The following is a 17,718-nucleotide window of genomic DNA, read 5'->3' on the forward strand; positions in this document are numbered from 1 at the left end:
CTTTGTTATGATATCAAATTCAACAGTCAAAAATACATTATTATTCTTAGTAACCCTATTGATTTATAGTGTAAATTCTTATTCTTTTTCACCAGCTCCAGATGGGATTCCTTCTGCTGTATCGACAATTGTGGTAGGTGCTGAAAACACAGCGGCTTATTTTGATTTATTGCGCAACAAAAAAGTGGGTATTTTAACAAATCAAACGGGGGTTGTCCGCCAGGACATTACGAAAACAGACTATACCTCAACGGTTGATTTTTTAATTCAAAATAAGATTAATCTCATCAAGATTTACGCTCCAGAGCACGGTTTTAGAGGAACGGCGGATGCGGGAGAATTAATAAAAGACGGCAAGGACACCCAAACGGGTTTGCCTATTATTTCGCTTTATGGCAACAGCAAAAAACCATCCAAAGACCAATTGGCTGGCATTGATGTTTTGCTATTTGACTTGCAAGATGTTGGCGCTCGATTTTACACCTATATTTCCTCCCTTCATTACGTAATGGAAGCCTGTGCAGAAAACGATATTCCAATCGTCATTTTAGATCGTCCCAACCCTAATATTGCTATTATTGATGGTCCGATTTTGGAAATGAAAAACAAGAGTTTTGTCGGCATGCACCCCATCCCTACCTTACACGGCATGACCATAGGCGAGTATGGATTGATGATAAATGGTGAGAAATGGTTAAAAAACGGGATTCAAGCAGATTTAACCGTCATTCCCAATTTAAATTATGACCGCAGCATGCAATACGCTCTTCCGGTAGCTCCATCGCCCAATTTGCCGAATGACCAAGCCATCAACCTCTATGCGAGTTTGTGTTTTTTTGAAGGTACAAATGTCAGTTCTGGTCGCGGTACCTCGTTGCAATTTCAGATTTATGGATCGCCGTATTTAGAGCATATGCCTTTTAGCTTTACCCCAAAACCCAATGCAGGAGCGAAAGATCCGATGAACAATGGAAAATTGTGCTACGGGGAGGATCTTTCAAAAGAGGAATACGTCAATAAACTGGAAATAAAATGGTTGTTAAAAGCTTATCAGCAATCGAAAAACAAAGAAAAATTCTTTACTAATTTCTTTGTTAAGTTAGCGGGAACAGAACAGTTGAAGCAGCAGATTATTGCTGGTCTAACAGAAGACGAAATTAGACAATCTTGGATAGAAGGCTTATCAGCCTTTGCGGTAACTCGTACCCCATACCTTCTGTATTAATTGTAACAAGTTGTACTTTTTATGAAAAAACTCCTGCTTTCACGTAGAACACTTTTGAGTATTGCAATTGCCATTGTGAGCATTACCTCTGTGGCAATTTTGTTCTTGAGTAATTCTATCAACAGCAGTTACGAAGAGACCTATCAAGATATTATCAAAAAAAGTTTTAACCATCGAAAAAATGCGTTAGAAGAAGAGTTTAAAAAATTTGACAATCAGCTACACTTGTTGGCGGATCTCGTTCAGGAAACCCCCTTAGATCAGCTTCAATTTAAGTATAATGTGGTCAATGAGATACAACCCTATAACAGCATACCTAGCTATAATTGGTATATCGTTATAGATTCGACTCAACACATAGAAGAACACAACCTAAGTCCAGATTCAGTAATGCCGTTGGAAACGCCCTTTGTGCAACAGCTGATACACCATCAACCGCTAACAAATACCAATACTTTCATCCAACTTCATCAGGATTTGTATTGGGTCATTTGGACCTATATAGAAAGAGAGCATAAACGCATTTTAACGGGGTTTACCTTTGACCTAAATGAACTCCACAAACACCTGACAACAATTGACATCACCACGCCAAACTACGCTTATATATTCGCAGCAGATGGCACCTGTATTTATCACCCTGAAATCAGTTTAATAGGGAAGAACGTCTTTGAAGTTTCCTCGACAACAAGTCGAGATACAACCACCCATAAAAACAATAAATCCCTTCCTCAGGTCGTTCAATCTGAATTTTTAAACTTAGAAGTATATCGCTTTTTTACGGCTTTTAACGTAGCCAGTTTTAAAGGGTATATCAGTATAAATTTTCCAAAAGTAAATGTAGATGAAAACGTAATTCCCTTGAAGCGAAATACTTATTTAATTTTTATTAGCTCCATATCAATCATCCTCCTATTGCTTTACTTTTACAATTTAGAGAGCAAACGCGCTTATAAAGAAAAAGAAGAGTTAGAGAAGTTGACTAAAGAAAAGGCTTTGATCCAACTCAAGCAGTTGAAAAATCAGATTAACCCCCATTTTCTCTTTAATTCTTTGAATTCGCTTTATATGCTCATTACCATTGACAGTGATTTAGCACAGCAATTTACTTTAGATTTGAGTCAGACCTACCGCTATTTGATTCACTCACCCAACAGCAATTTAGTTGAATTGGACGATGAGTTAAAATTCATTGAACAATACATTGCTCTACATCGCATTCGATTTCCGAAGGAACTACACTTTGAAGTCATCGATAAACGACAAGCGCCTACGCTCACTAAGATTCCTTATTTAGCCTTGCAAATTGCAGTTGAAAACGCGATGAAGCACAATATTGCTACGATAGAAACGCCGTTGTTGATCCAAGTAACCTTAACTAATGAATACGCAACCGTGATCAATAATATTCAACTCAAGGAGCAAAAAGAAGAAAGCGAAGGATTTGGTTTGTTCTATATTGCTTCAATATACCAATACTATCAAATAGACACCTTTGAAACCTATTCACATAATGAGACTTTTACTTGTATTTTCCCCTTGATCAATTGTTAAAATATCCACTCACTCCCAAAATAAATCCACTCACTCCTTAAAATTTTAAGTTTAACAAGAAGACCCTTAGCTTTATCCCTTACTTAACTTAAACTTAACATTGTAATGAATCGAAACACGGTTAAACTAAGTATCAGTACTTTAGCGTTACTAGGCTGTTTGACACAAACACCAACGGGCTTACTATACGCCAAAGAGAAGAAGACTGAAAAGAAAGCAGAGCAGAAAAAGGGGGAGGAAAAAGAAAAAGACTCTACTGATACGAAAGAGAACAATTACGCTGATTTAATAAAAAAGGGAACCTATACCAAAGGGCTATTTAATGTTATTCAAGTCAAAACGGATGTTTATTTTGAAATACCGGATAGTTTATTAAACCGTCAGTTTTTGTTGGTGAACAAGCTTTCGCAAGTGCCATTGGAGATCAATGATGCTGGGGCGAATAAGGGGATGAATTACGAGAACAAATTGATTACGTTTCACAAGGATACCCTTGCAAACAAAATTTGGGTAAAAACAGAAACGCCTCGTGTATCTTCTCCTAAAGAAGATGCGATTACGCGTTCGGTTGCGGACAACTTTATCGAATCGATATTGGAGGTTTTTGACATTGAAACCCAAAATCCAGATTCAACGGCTACCGTTATTAAGGTAAACAAGGTATTTGATGGAAATCAAAAGAGTTTTAACGATGTTTTATCAGGATTGAGTTTACCTACCTCAATCAAGACGAATCTATCTTATATTGAGGGAATCAAGACGTTTCCAGAAAACATTGTGGTAAAATCCATGATGACAACTAGTGTGAATGAGGGGTCTGGTGATGTATCGGTTTCCATGGGAGTAACGACGAATATCGTTCTGTTATCAAAAGAGCCGATGCAACCGAGAATTGCGGATAAACGCGTGGGATATTTTACGGAGAAACATTGGTACTTCAGTGATGCCCAACACAAAATGGACGAAAAGGAATTCATTACCAAATGGAGAATGGAGCCAAAAGAAGAGGATATTGAAAAATACCTCCGTGGTGAGTTAGTGGAACCAAAAAAACCGATTGTATACTATATTGACCCTGCGACACCACCACAGTGGAGAGAGAAAATAATTGCAGGTGTACACGATTGGCAGGTTGCTTTTGAACAAGCAGGATTCAAAAATGCAATTACCGCTAAAGAGCCAACTGTAGAAGATACCGATTTTGATATTGACGACGTGCGTTACTCTGTGATTACTTATGCTGCTTCTCCAAAATCCAATGCGATGGGCCCTTCAGTAATTGACCCCCGTAGTGGAGAGATTATCGAATCAGATATCATTTGGTGGCACAACGTTATGACATCGGTACACAGCTGGATGCGTATTCAAACAGGTCCTATTGACGAAAGAGCTCGCGCGAATAAATTTAGCGATGAACATATGGGAGAAGCAATTCGATTTGTATCCTCTCACGAAGTTGGACACACTTTTGGTTTGAAGCACAACATGGGAGCTTCTTTTGCTTTTCCTGTTGACTCTTTACGTTCAAAATCTTTTACAGATCAGATGGGCGGGACAGCACCATCAATCATGGATTATGCGCGTTACAATTACGTAGCTCAACCCGAAGATAAGGTAACCGCTATAACGCCACAAATTGGATTGTATGACAAATACGCCATTGAATGGGGATACCGCTGGTATCCAACCCAAGAACAAGAGAAAAAAGCACTTCGCCAAATGATCGAAGATCATCAAGATGATCCGATGTATTTTTACGGTGAACAACAAAGCTACTTGAATATCGTCGACCCAAGATCACAATCTGAAGATTTGGGTAATGACGCAATGAAAGCTAGCGAATATGGATTAAAAAATTTAAAAATAGTAGTAGAAAATATAATTCCATGGACCTATGACCAAGGAGAAGATTACTATGAAGCTGGAAAATTATACATGGGCGCTATTGGACAATGGCAAATGTATAATCAACATGTTTTAGCTAATATTGGTGGTGTTTATTTAGATCATGCTGTATTCGGAAACAACAAGAAAGCATATCAACCCGTGCCTTACGAAACACAAAAGAGAGCCGTTGAGTATTTGAGCAAAAATGTGTTCACTATTCCTAACTGGTTATTTTTCAATGACATCAATGAAAAAACATACAGCTTAAAAGATTCTCCTGTCGGTCCATATGAATACTCGCCTTACTCCTTAGCAAGAGAATTGCAATACACGGCTATTTATCACCTGTTTACAGATGAGCGTTTACTTCGTCTTTTGGAAAATGAAGCCTTGCAAACTCAAACTAAAGGAGAAAAAGTATATACGGTTCAGGCGTTATTTGATCAAGTAAGAGGGGATATTTTTGCCTCTACAAAAAAGGGGAAATCACTTTCTATTCTGGAGCGAATGACACAAAAAAACTACGTTGATGCACTCATTATAGATGTGAACAAACTATTTGAAAAAACAAACAAAAAAGGGTTAATCCTTGAGCAATCTTTGCAAATGCCTACCTTGTGTAGAGTTTCATTGAACGACAATCAGGCGCGCAACATTAACTATACCGTAATGAAGCGAGTGTCAGAGGTAACGAGTTACAAGAAAGGTGAATTATTTGCCATTCGAAAACTTGTCAACAAAAAAGCAAAATCAGGTGATGCAGCGACACAAGCTCACTATGCAGATTTAGCAAATAGAATTAACCAAGCATTAGGTATATAAAACTAACAACCTTACTTTTTAAGAAAATGAAAAAACTATTTCTTTTATTTTCGTTCTTCACCCTAACTTTAGCCTTTGCGCAAGAGAAGAGAACGATTACAGGTTTTGTTCAAGATGCGAGCGACAAATCGGGCTTACCTGGAGCATCTGTTATTGTTGAGACACAAAGTGTATCTACAGAAACAGGTCAAAAAGGGGTTATCGAAAGTACGAGTATCGGAACAATGACAGATTTCGATGGTAATTTCACCCTTGATCTTCCAAAAGATACAAAAGCAATTCGCGTTAGCTTTATTGGCTATGCGTCCAAATTAATTCACTTAACGTCTAAGACGCATTATAGCGTAGCCTTGGGAACAGATGAAAACATTTTGAACGAAGTGGTGATTACAGGATACCAAACCATTGAGAAACGCAAGTTAACATCTTCAGTTGCACAAATCAGCATGGCTGATATTGAACAAGGAGGTGTAGCGAGTGTTGATCAAATGTTAGCAGGACAAATTGCTGGAGTGGCAGTAACTACCCCAACAGGTGCTCCTGGTGGACCAGCGAAGATTAGAATTCGCGGTAACGCTTCTTTAAACGGCCCTCAAGATCCACTATGGGTGATTGATGGAATGCCTTTGGAAGGAAACAATTTGCCCAATTTTAACGACAAAGAGAATATCGACCAATTGCAAAACTTCTCCATAGCAGGATTAAACCCAGATGACATCTTGGATATTACCATCTTAAAAGATGCTTCTGCAACAGCAATCTACGGTGCAAGAGCGGCAAATGGAGTAATCGTGGTAACGACCAAAAAAGGTAAAAAAGGAGCGATGAAAGTGAATTTCTCAGCGAACACCTTCGTCAATGAACGTCCTCAATTCTCTAAACTAAACCTGATGAATGCATCGGAAAAAGTAGATTTAGAGTTAATGCTTGCTGGTAGAGCTGACATCAATAATTTGCGCTCAGGGCAAGGAGAAGTAGCGAGAATCTTAAATAGCAACAACGAATTAGACGCTTATAGAGCCGGCGGATTTAACTCGCTTTCTCCCGAAAGTCAAAATGCAATTAATCGCTTGAGATTAATGGATACCGATTGGGGAAAAGAACTCTACCGCCCTACCTTCAACCAACAGTATGGACTAAGCATTTCTGGTGGTGGAGAAACCTCTGATTACTACTTCTCTTTGGGATACTACAACGAAGAAGGAACAACATTTGGTACTGGATTTGAACGTTACAATATTACGTTGAAAAACAACTTTCAATTAAGTGATAAGCTAACTGCTGGAGTGTCCTTGTTTGGAACTCAATCGAAAAAATCAAGCTTTATTTCTGATAGAGACGCAAGTGTAAACCCTGCTAACTACTCGAGAAATGCCAATCCATACCTACAGCCTTACAATGAGGATGGAAGCTTTCAATATGACAAAGACATCAATGGAATTAACGATACCTATATTCCATTTAACTTTTTAGAAGAGCGTCAAAATACAAGTTATGAATTAGTAAACCAATCGCTAAAAGCAGTTTTCGATTTGAATTATCAGGTTTTTGATGATTTAAAAATTACGTCTCAATTGGGATTACAACTTGAAAATAACGACACCGAAAAATACCTCGGAAAGGAAACCTATAACACGCGTAAATTCAGAGAAAGTAGTAAGTATTACGACAGTGCTTCAAAGCAGTTTAAGTACTTAGTTCCCGATGGTGGAATCATTGAGAACTTTGCTGACAACTATTTCCAATACAACTGGAAAACACAAGCAACCTATAACGCTATCTTCAATGACATGCATGAAGTAGATGTTATGGTGGGTACGGAAATTCGCAAAGAAGAGCGCAAACAGATCAAATCAAAAGGATATGGATATGATCCGTTGACTTTAACTACGATTGATCTTGTTCTTCCTGAAGGACACAGCAATTCCAATAAAAACCTATACGAAACCTATAAGAGAACAAAAGGAGAAGATGCCTATGCTTCTTTCTTTGCAACAGCTTCTTATACGTATGATAGAAAATATACACTATTTGGTAGCGTGCGTTACGATGGTTCAAATTTATTTGGAGTAGATCCTAAATACAGATACCTGCCGTTATGGGCAATTTCAGGTTCTTGGTTAGTGTCTAATGAAAAATTCATGGAGAATATTGACTTTATCAATAATTTCCGTTTACGTGCATCCTACGGATTACAAGGAAACATTGACCGTACAACGTCTCCATTTGTCATTGGGGAATACAACTCAACTTCTATCTTACCAGGATATCCAGAAGGTACAATTCAGGTAACGAATTTGCCAAATGGTACATTGAGATGGGAAAAAACAACCAATACAAACCTTGGTTTCGACTTAGGTTTATTCAACAATCGAGTATCAATTGAATTTGATGCTTACAACAGAAAAAGTACAGATTTGATTGGCTTACGCGCCCTTCCTTTTGAAACGGGCTTTGAGTTTACAAACATGAACTGGGCACAAGTAACAAACAAAGGATATGAAATTTCATTGACTACGCGTAATATTGCTACGCCAACATTTTCTTGGACGACAACCTTTAACTTTGCTCACAACAAGAGTAAAGTAGATCGCATTCAAGTAAATGACGGAGAGTATTTACCATCTCGTGAAGGATACGCAGTAAATTCTGTTTTTGTATTGAAAACAGCTGGATTAGATGACAATGGAAATCCGTTATTTTGGCAAGATGGCGAAAAAGTTTCCGCCAAACAGTTCTTTAAACTATACGACGCATGGGAAGATATCATGCCTGGTTATATGGTTGGTTCAGAATTAAGTGCAGAAGACTCAAGAAACCTATTTACCTATGCAGGAGATCGAGATCCTAAGTTTACAGGAGGAATCATCAACACGTTTAAAATTAACAATTTTGATTTCACTATTTCCGCTGCATTTAACTTAAAACAAACGGTATTGCGTACCCCTTCTTACAATTCTGCCTTGGTAGATCCTGGAAGAAATTACACGAAAGAGGTATTAGATATGTGGACGCCTATCAACAACACTGGAACTCTACCTGGATTAACAGGAAACGATCCGTATGATGGTACAGATAACTGGATGTTAACTAAATGGTTTGATTATGGCGGAGCCCCTATTAACTATTACAACTATTTGGATATTTGGGCAAAAGAAACGAGCTATTTGCGTATCAGCAGCCTACGCCTAGGATATACCTTACCAAAAGCCGTATTGGAAAAATTGCGTTTAGAAAATGTGCGTTTTACAGTTGAAGGAAGAAACTTATTTGTATTTGGTACCAATTACAACGGCTACTTTGACCCAGAAACATACGGAAACATTTACGCACAACCTATCCAACGATCGTTTACTTTAGGATTAAATGTAACCTTCTAACCCTTTTGATTATCATGAAAAAACTATTTTTATTTATCGGATGTATCAGTCTAAGTGCTACAACAGTTAGTTGTGATAAATTCTTAGACATCGAACCAGAAGGAAAAATCATTCCCAAAACAACGGATGATTACAGAAAATTTTTAACCTCAGCATATCAAGCATATCCCAATCATAAATCGCTAACGACTATTCGAACAGATGAAGTGCAAATCAACATGATTGAGGACAGTGAGATTATTACTGTGCGCGATATTTATGCTTATAACGATCAAAACCCTGATGCAAGCACAAAAGAATTTCCTTACGAAACACTGTATAAGGTAATTTTTTATGCGAATTCAACGATCAATGATGGTTCGAAAACCATGCAAGAAGGGGATACAAAAGAGCAACTTTTAGGTGAGGCTTATGCCCTCCGTGCTTTGGCCTATTTTGATTTGGTGAACCTATTTGCTAAACCTTATAATCCAGCCAATGCAGCAACAGAACCTGCTATTGTTATACTAAATCAAGTCGAGGTAAACAGCAAAAAACCAAAATCGACGATGGCTGAAGTATACGCTCAAATTCATGCCGATATTGAACAAGCAAAGAGTTTATTAAAAGTTAGCACCTATGATGCAGGAAGCAATTACCGTTTTTCTAAACTGGCCATTTACGCCTTAGAAGCACGAGTGAATTTGTTTCAACAGCAATACCAACAGGCTATAACTAGCGCTGAAAATGCTATGGCGATCAAGAGTAACTTACAGAATTTGAACACCACAAAGGATGTATCGGTAGCCAATTTTAAATCGGTAGAATCCATTATGAATTTAGAAGATGTCTATACCCAAAACTTCAATAAGTTCATCTATGTTTCTGAAGAATTAAAGGCGACTTTTGACGTGGAAAATGATTGGCGTTACGCTGTATCATTTGACAAAATTGGTGAGCAACTCGTTGTAGTTAAAACAGGAAATGACGCAACGCGTATTACCTTTAGAACAGCTGAATTGTACTTCATCAAAGCCGAAGCTTATGTGTTTTTAAATCAATTGGATCAAGCTACACAAGCATTAGCTCCAATTCTTGAAAACCGATACAAACCAGAAGCTGCAGCAGTCCTATTAGAACAACTAAAAGGATTCAATCAAGCACAATACAAAACCTACCTATTGGAAGAACGCTTCAGAGAATTTGCTTTTGAAGGACAACGTTGGAATGACTTAAGACGATTAAATCAACGAAAAATTGTTCACAAATTAGGTAAAGACGAATTTATACTACAACAAAATGATCCGCGTTATACCTTGCCGTTCCCAAGAAAAGCAAGAGAAAACAACCCAAATTTATAGCCGGTGACACTGCAAAAGCTACCAGAAATGGTAGCTTTTTTTATTTTCTCCCCTCCTGAGCTAGTAAACGAATTTTTAGAACATTGAACTTTTTAGTACTTTTACCAAAAAAAGTGCGTATAGCAATTGTCGAAGATGAAGCTCTAGCAGCAAACTATCTTAAGAAATTATTACTTACTCAAGACATCCTTCCCCTTGGGGTTGAAGATATCGTTATGCTATCTTCGATCAAAGAAGCTACAACCTTCTTTTTTCAACACAGCGTAGATCTAGTCTTTATGGATATTCACCTAGGCGATGGAAAAAGCTTGGAGATTTTCGACAAAATTGCTGTTAAAAGCCCCGTAGTCTTTATCACCGCCTACGAAAACTACGCTATTGAAGCCTTTAAACAATTTGCTATTGGTTACATCCTAAAACCCTTCAATAAGTCGGCATTAGACGAGGTATTGCTCAAGTATATCACCATAACCAAACACTTACAGGAAGATCAACTTCCAACGACTAAAGCTGTAGATGAACCGACAACAGATAAGCCTAAAGATCGCTTTTTAATCCATGATGGCCATCGACTAAAATCAATCGAAACGAGTGAAATCGCCTATTTATTTGCCTCTGGAAAACACTTGTTTTTACACACCTTTGCTGATGAACGCTTCATTTACGACGATACGATAAAAGCTATTATTGCCAAACTTGACCCTAAAACATTTTTCAAAATTAACCGCAGCTTTATCGTTAATATTCAAGCAATCAAAGAAGTTATCCGTCACAACAGCCAAAAAATCGAACTTGTTTTGAATGTTCAAAGCGAAGATCAGCAACATATATTTGTAAGTAAAGCCCATATTGCTCCGCTCAAAGATTGGTTGAGTTAAAGTAATCTTTCCCTATATCTCGACTTATTTTTTTTGATTACATTTGGGTAAAACAAAAATATACACCATGAGTATAGGAGATTATATCGTTAAATTAGTAGACGGCATTTTAGATTTCTTTCAATTAATCAAAGATTATGTGGATGACGCATTGCGTATTTTCGAAAAAATAAAAGAAGTTGTTTTAGATATTATTGCCTACTTTTCAGATGCGATTGAAGATTTCTCCCAAGAAGCTTCTACGCTATTTCAAGACGCGGAAGAAGAGTACTTCTTTATCTAATCAGCTTTTATTTTAGTATGATTTTCTTTTTCATTTGCTCCACTACTTCAAAAGCAGCTGGACAGATTGCTACGTTTTCTAGCGTCAAATTAGCAATCTGTTGAAACTTTTTTCGATCTGTATGTGGGTATTCACGACATGCTTTGGGACGTACATCGTAGATCATACAATAGTTTTCTGCGTCCAAGAACGTACACGGCACTTGTTGCAAAACGTAGTCGTTGTCTTCGTCAATTCGCAAATACTGATCGATAAATTGTTGAGATTTTAAGCGCAAATGCTTGCTGATGCGTTCAATATCCGCACTCGTAAATAAAGGTCCTGTCGTTTTACAACAATTGGCACAGGACAAACAATCTGTTTTTTTAAATACTGCCGTATGGATTTCTTCCATCTGATAATCTAAATCCTTAGGTGGTTTCTTTTGTAGCTTCGCAAAATATTTTTTGTTTTCATTATGCTTATCTTTGGCTAACTTTGGAAGCTGTTGCAGTATTTTATTCATTCCTTTATTTTTTGAAGGACAAAATTACAACAACTCTCTTTTTTATAGATTAAAAATCAAAGAAAAAATGAAAGACCTCATTGGCCAAGCAATTTTAGATTACCAACTCACCCAAAAACCAGCTGTAATTCTAACAGAGACTGATATTTCAGAACCAGAAGAAATGGATGTTTCCTATTGGTTTCGCTCCTATAAAGAGATGCCCGAATTAGAGCAACTTGCCTTAAAAAAGAGCAAAGGAAAAATTTTAGATATTGGCTGTGGCGCAGGTTCACATGCCCTCTACTTACAAGAAAAAAATTTAGACGTAACGGCGATTGATATATCACCTAAAGCGGTTGAAGCTTGTCAATTGAGAGGTGTGAAAAAAGTACAACTCCTAAACGTTTTGGATCTAAAAGATCAACAATACGATACCCTCCTACTCCTAATGAACGGAACGGGTATTTTTGGTCGACTGATTCACATCACCCGATACCTAGAACACCTCAAGAGTTTATTGACTCCTACGGGACAAATCTTAATCGACAGTTCGGATTTGATTTATATGTTTGATGAAGATGAAGACGGTGGAAAGTGGATTCCGATGGACAACAAGGACTATTATGGCGAACTGGTCTTTCAAGTACACTATAAGGGAGAAACAGAAGATGCCTTTGATTGGCTCTACTTAGATTATAATACGCTTCAAAATGCTGCACACGGCAGCGGATTGGAATGTGAACTAGTATACGAAGGTGAAAATTACGAATACCTCGCACGATTGACAAAAAAGGAAGCTAAATAGCTTCCTTTTTTTATGCCTTTTTGTGGGGTTTTCAATACAAAAATTTACATAAAAGGGATGATTTGCGTATATAATTGAAATAAAAAGAAGGAAAGGTATGATACTTGATTTTATTTAAACGTTAAACATTTAAAATCATATAGCATGAAAAATTTACTATTCGCTCTGCTTGGTTGCTGTTTCTTTATTGGTTGTTCCTCAGACAATCACGAAAGTATTTCAACCCAATCCGATCAAAAATCAATTTACTTAAAGAAAAACCTACTTGATATTTTAAAACTATCTAATGAAGAGATAGAGACATTCAAAAACTCCATGTTTTTTGACACCAATGGAGCCTTATTCTCATGGAATAGTGACCTACTTGAAAAAGCATATTCTTCGGATAAAAAATACACTGCAGTTTTAACTTCTATCATTAAAGAACTAGGAGGAAATCCAAATAGTATAACAGTAGTCGATAGACATGCTAATGAAAAAACATTCTATATTGATCATTCTTTTGAAAATCCTGATTTCCTTCAAAATGAATCAAAAATCAAAAAAGAGGATTGGGTCGCACATAAAGATTACATCAAAAATAACGATGGAATATGTACCCCGTTTATTGGACAGACCTGCATCTATGTATATCCATCTCATAAAAAATGAAAAAGATCCAACGGATACTAAGCTGTATACTTGTGCTATGTTGCGCTTGTAATTACCACACACCTAAAGATGAATACCTACAAAATCATCTTCCCAAAATACTAAACCTTGAACGATCGGAGATTGAAGCTTTTAAAAAAAACATGTTTTTTGATAGCCTTGGTCGACTTACTTCATGGAATAGTGATCTGTTAGAAAAAGCCTATACCACAGACGAAGAGTACACCACAATATTAACCCATTTAATTGGGGAATTGGGAGGAAAACCAGATCGGATCATTGTTGTTGATCACGATAACAATGAGAAAATCCTCTATCCTTCATTTTACGATAAAGAGAAATGTAGCTATCCTTTACTAGAAGTTCAAGGTTGGGATGCTTTGTTCTATATTACTTCGACAAACTGTGGCGCTTGCATAACTGGATATCAAGCCATGAATGAACTTGCAGCTAAACACAATGACAAAAAATTAAAATTTATTGCACTGTTCGATAAAATAGACAATATAGATAATTATAAAAAAGGACTCTTACATCAAGAAAATGGCTTCTTAAGTCCAACTTGGTTACTCCTGCAAAACAACGATTTAGTCCACTACTTAACCACACAATACCAAGACAGTTTAGGTGTTCCTCATATATTCTTTAGAAAAAAGGGCAACGAAATTGGTCCACTGTTTAAATCTACAGAACTCAATCTCATCGATGGTTTTATTACAACAAACTACGGAGAGTAGGTCTTCAAATCAAAAAAGCCTAAGCAAATTGCTTAGGCTTTTTTGATTCTATGTATCTTACATTTCCATGTATTTCATCATCAATCCTTGTAATCCCATCCCCCACTCTGTACCAACAGCTTGACCTTTATCATACAAAACTTTATTTTTTTCGTATAATTTTTTTCCAATTGGGGTTTCGTAAAGTTTAATTAACTCCTTCATTTCACTAGGTGTAAACTCACTCATATAAATTTCAGCCATTTGAGATTTAAAATCAGCCAAACTAGCCTCAAATTCTTTTTTAAAATCAGCGCGTTTCGCTTCTGGAATATTTTGTATAATCTCTTCTGTTAGGTAGTCAAAGGTTTTCATTTGACCACTTACTTCTAAATATTTTTCAGCATCTGCTTTAAAAGCTGCATCCTGTGCAAAACCGAAATGTCCAGCCAACATAAATGCTGCAACTACTATAATTTTTTTCATAATTGTATTTTTTGATCGAGTAAATATAAAACTATACTAAGGAATATCCAAGTATTTATGGGTCTGAAGCGAGATTTTCCACTGCGGATTTTTCTTCACATATTCTATAATTAAAGGCATCATCACCGCGCGTTTACTCCATTCTGTTTGCATCAAAAGCAGCGCATCTTTATTCACCTTGGCAGCTTGTTCCTCTGCAAAAATAAAATCGTGTTTGTTGTAGATAACCACCTTTAATTCATTTGCCGCTTCATATGCGCTTGCTGTTGGCAGTTTTGCTTTTTTAGGTGATAAACACACCCAGTCAAAATCACCAGACATCTCATAAGCCCCAGACGTTTCTATATTGGTTTTTAACCCTGCTTCTTTTAATTTTCGGGTGAGATAATCCAAATTATACATTAGAGGCTCTCCGCCTGTAATAACGGCTAAATTAGCCACTGCTGCTGCATCGGATACTATTTGTTCCACTGGAGTTAACGGGTGTAATTCCGCATCCCAGCTTTCTTTAACATCACACCAATGACACCCTACATCGCATCCTCCTAAACGAATAAAGTAAGCCGCATGACCCGAGTAAAATCCTTCCCCTTGAATGGTGTAAAACTGTTCCATCAAAGGCAATACTTTTCCTGCGGTCAATGCCTCATTTTCTAGGTTTTCCTTTATCATATTAAACTAATTATTGACTAGTAACCTTTACCCTATAAAGGTAAAATTACGTTGCAAATATACAGTAAAAACGCGAATCTCTTGTTTTCTACTATCTTATTCCTCGAGGTAATTTACAAGTAAAATCAAAGCATCCTTTCATGTCCCTCCCTGCCTTTACCCCTATTGTAATCTTCCTTTGAAGGAGAAGAGGTGTAAGCAAAAAAAATCCAGAGGAACAATTCCTCTGGATTATATATTTAAAAACGCCTAAACGCTTAGATTTTATTGCGCTTGCGATCTGTTTCTTTTAAGAAGATTTTTCTCAAACGAAGTGATTTTGGCGTTACCTCAACGTACTCATCTTTTTGAATGTACTCTAAAGCTTCCTCTAATGAAAATTTAATTGCCGGAACAATTTTCGCTTTATCATCTGATCCTGATGCACGAACGTTTGTCAATTTTTTCGTTTTTGTAACGTTAACCGTCATATCATCTCCACGAGAGTTTTCTCCAATTACTTGTCCTTCGTAAATATCTTCGTTTGGATCAACGAAAAACTTACCGCGGTCTTGTAATTTATCAATAGAATAAGGAATTGCTTTTCCGTTTTCCATAGAGATTAAAGATCCGTTGATACGACCAGCAATTTCTCCTTTGTACGGTTGGTACTCTAAGAAACGGTGTGACATAATCGCCTCACCCGCTGTTGCTGTCAACAATTGATTTCTCAATCCGATAATACCTCTAGAAGGAATCAAGAATTTAATAATCATACGGTCCCCTTTTGGTTCCATACTCAACATTTCTCCTTTTTTCAACGTTACGTACTCTACACCACGTCCAGATAAGTTCTCTGGAATATCGATGGTTAACTCTTCAACTGGCTCACATTTAACTCCATCAATTTCTTTGATGATTACCTGTGGCTGACCAATTTGAAGTTCATATCCTTCACGACGCATTGTTTCAATCAAAACAGATAAGTGTAATACACCACGTCCGAATACCATAAATTTATCCGCACTATCAGTTTCGTTTACGCGTAACGCTAAGTTTTTCTCTAATTCTTTGTTTAAACGGTCTTTGATGTGACGAGAAGTAACAAATTTACCTTCTTTACCAAAGAATGGAGAGTCATTAATTGTGAACAACATACTCATTGTTGGTTCATCAATTGTGATAGTTGGCAATGCTTCTGGATTTTCAAAATCAGCGATCACATCTCCAATTTCAAATCCTTCAACTCCTACAACCGCACAGATATCACCTGCATATACTTCAGCTACTTTTTTACGACCTAATCCTTCAAAAGTATGAAGCTCTTTAATTTTAGATTTTACGATTTTACCATCGCGTTTAATCAAAGAAATATTCATTCCTTCTTTTAATATTCCACGGTGTAAACGTCCAATTGCAATACGGCCTGTAAACGTAGAATAATCCAAAGAAGTAATCAACATTTGTGGGCTACCTTCGCGTACTTCTGCCGCAGGGATGTGCTCCAAAACCATGTCTAATAACGGTTCTAAGGAATCCGTTTGTTGTTTCCAATCCGTAGACATCCAGTTGTTTTTAGCAGAACCATAAACGGCTGGGAAGTCCATTTGCCATTCTTCAGCACCTAATTCGAACATTAAGTCGAATACTTTTTCGTGTACTTCTTCAGGCGTACAGTTTTCTTTATCCACTTTGTTTATAACCACACAAGGCTTCAATCCTAAACTGATAGCTTTTTGTAATACGAATCGAGTTTGTGGCATAGGTCCTTCAAATGCATCTACAATTAAAAGAACACCATCAGCCATATTCAATACACGCTCTACTTCACCACCAAAATCCGCGTGACCTGGAGTATCGATAATATTAATTTTAGTTCCTTTATAACTTACAGAAACGTTCTTTGAAACGATCGTAATTCCTCTTTCTCTTTCGATATCCTCGTTGTCTAAAATCAACTCTCCAGAAGTTTCATTTTCACGAAATAACTGACAGTGGTGTAATATTTTGTCCACCATTGTTGTCTTACCATGGTCAACGTGTGCGATAATTGCAATATTCCTAATTTGTGTCATATAAGGATTTTAAAATTATATTAGTATTTATTGAAATGTATAGTATAAACAAAAAAAGCCCTCATGGAATTGAGAGCTTAGTGTATGTCTTCTATAAACACAACCTATTGCTTCTTATAAAGCAGCAACGTGTTTTGTCAATTTAGATTTTAAATTAGAAGCTTTGTTAGCATGAATGATATTTTTCTTAGCTAGTTTATCAATCATTGCAACAACTACAGGTAATTTATCAGCAGCATCTTTTTGATCTTCAATCAAACGTAAAGCTTTGATCGCGTTACGTGTAGTTTTATGCTGATATCTGTTTAATACTCTCTTTTTTTCGTTACTTCTAATTCTTTTTAAAGCTGACTTATGATTTGCCATTTTTTAAATATTTTATTAAGTCTATACTATTTTTTTCTGTAGTCCGTAGGGGAATCGAACCCCTGTTACCAGGATGAAAACCTGGCGTCCTAACCCCTAGACGAACGGACCA

General features: G+C 36.8%; 15 protein-coding genes and 1 tRNA gene. 10 read left to right on the top strand and 6 right to left on the bottom strand.

The features are described 5' to 3' along the window. Positions 1-7: 7 nt before the first annotated feature. The 7 genes from HX062_RS13890 to HX062_RS13920 all read left to right on the top strand — a co-directional run bounded on the left by HX062_RS13890 (position 8) and on the right by HX062_RS13920 (position 11,369). Positions 8-1,225, top strand: a complete 1,218-nt coding sequence (locus HX062_RS13890) for an exo-beta-N-acetylmuramidase NamZ family protein (protein WP_286467810.1) — start codon at positions 8-10, stop codon at positions 1,223-1,225. 21 nt (positions 1,226-1,246) lie between these two features. Beyond that, positions 1,247-2,779 (top strand): sensor histidine kinase, encoded by a 1,533-nt coding sequence (locus HX062_RS13895; protein ID WP_286467811.1) that lies wholly within the window; start codon positions 1,247-1,249, stop codon positions 2,777-2,779. A 105-nt stretch (positions 2,780-2,884) separates the two neighbouring features. Next, on the top strand, positions 2,885-5,488 hold the full coding sequence (locus tag HX062_RS13900) for a zinc-dependent metalloprotease (protein WP_286467812.1): 2,604 nt from the start codon (positions 2,885-2,887) through the stop codon (positions 5,486-5,488). Positions 5,489-5,514: 26 nt separating this feature from the next. Next, positions 5,515-8,868 carry a SusC/RagA family TonB-linked outer membrane protein gene (locus HX062_RS13905; RefSeq protein ID WP_182628563.1) on the top strand — a complete coding sequence of 1,118 codons (3,354 nt, stop codon included), beginning with the start codon at positions 5,515-5,517 and terminating at the stop codon, positions 8,866-8,868. A 14-nt stretch (positions 8,869-8,882) separates the two neighbouring features. Continuing rightward, a complete protein-coding gene (locus HX062_RS13910) occupies positions 8,883-10,208 on the top strand; it encodes a RagB/SusD family nutrient uptake outer membrane protein (protein ID WP_286467813.1) in 1,326 nt (441 codons plus the stop codon). A 113-nt stretch (positions 10,209-10,321) separates the two neighbouring features. Next, positions 10,322-11,086 carry a LytR/AlgR family response regulator transcription factor gene (locus HX062_RS13915; RefSeq protein ID WP_286467814.1) on the top strand — a complete coding sequence of 255 codons (765 nt, stop codon included), beginning with the start codon at positions 10,322-10,324 and terminating at the stop codon, positions 11,084-11,086. Between the two features lie 67 nt (positions 11,087-11,153). Further along, a complete protein-coding gene (locus HX062_RS13920; protein WP_182628566.1) occupies positions 11,154-11,369 on the top strand; it encodes a hypothetical protein in 216 nt (71 codons plus the stop codon). Between the two features lie 7 nt (positions 11,370-11,376). On the opposite strand, the gene HX062_RS13925 is transcribed toward HX062_RS13920, so the two are convergent. Further along, positions 11,377-11,874 (bottom strand): YkgJ family cysteine cluster protein, encoded by a 498-nt coding sequence (locus HX062_RS13925; RefSeq protein WP_286467815.1) that lies wholly within the window; start codon positions 11,872-11,874, stop codon positions 11,377-11,379. 67 nt (positions 11,875-11,941) lie between these two features. Here HX062_RS13925 and HX062_RS13930 point away from each other — a divergent pair, with 67 nt between their 5' ends. The 3 genes from HX062_RS13930 (at position 11,942) to HX062_RS13940 (ending at position 14,049) form a co-directional block, all read left to right on the top strand. Continuing rightward, positions 11,942-12,661: a class I SAM-dependent methyltransferase gene (locus HX062_RS13930; RefSeq protein WP_286467816.1), complete on the top strand. Its 720-nt coding sequence runs from the start codon at positions 11,942-11,944 to the stop codon at positions 12,659-12,661. 144 nt (positions 12,662-12,805) lie between these two features. Continuing rightward, positions 12,806-13,312 carry a hypothetical protein gene (locus HX062_RS13935; protein WP_286467817.1) on the top strand — a complete coding sequence of 169 codons (507 nt, stop codon included), beginning with the start codon at positions 12,806-12,808 and terminating at the stop codon, positions 13,310-13,312. 143 nt (positions 13,313-13,455) lie between these two features. After that, positions 13,456-14,049, top strand: a complete 594-nt coding sequence (locus tag HX062_RS13940; protein ID WP_182628570.1) for a hypothetical protein — start codon at positions 13,456-13,458, stop codon at positions 14,047-14,049. Between the two features lie 57 nt (positions 14,050-14,106). Here the strand turns inward: HX062_RS13940 and HX062_RS13945 are convergent, their stop codons facing one another. The 5 genes from HX062_RS13945 to HX062_RS13965 form a co-directional block, all read right to left on the bottom strand. Further along, positions 14,107-14,514: a DUF2059 domain-containing protein gene (locus tag HX062_RS13945; protein WP_182628571.1), complete on the bottom strand. Its 408-nt coding sequence runs from the start codon at positions 14,512-14,514 to the stop codon at positions 14,107-14,109. 36 nt (positions 14,515-14,550) lie between these two features. After that, on the bottom strand, positions 14,551-15,186 hold the full coding sequence (locus HX062_RS13950; protein ID WP_182628572.1) for a 7-carboxy-7-deazaguanine synthase QueE: 636 nt from the start codon (positions 15,184-15,186) through the stop codon (positions 14,551-14,553). Positions 15,187-15,443: 257 nt separating this feature from the next. Further along, positions 15,444-17,240, bottom strand: coding sequence for a translational GTPase TypA (gene typA / locus HX062_RS13955; RefSeq protein ID WP_286467818.1), 1,797 nt, complete (start codon positions 17,238-17,240; stop codon positions 15,444-15,446). Between the two features lie 114 nt (positions 17,241-17,354). Then, positions 17,355-17,606 carry a 30S ribosomal protein S20 gene (rpsT, locus tag HX062_RS13960; protein WP_002987410.1) on the bottom strand — a complete coding sequence of 84 codons (252 nt, stop codon included), beginning with the start codon at positions 17,604-17,606 and terminating at the stop codon, positions 17,355-17,357. A gap of 39 nt (positions 17,607-17,645) precedes the next feature. Beyond that, positions 17,646-17,717: transfer RNA gene (locus tag HX062_RS13965), tRNA-Glu, on the bottom strand. Position 17,718 lies beyond the last annotated feature (1 nt).

The organism is Myroides sp. DF42-4-2 (assembly GCF_030326445.1).
Taxonomy (GTDB): domain Bacteria; phylum Bacteroidota; class Bacteroidia; order Flavobacteriales; family Flavobacteriaceae; genus Flavobacterium.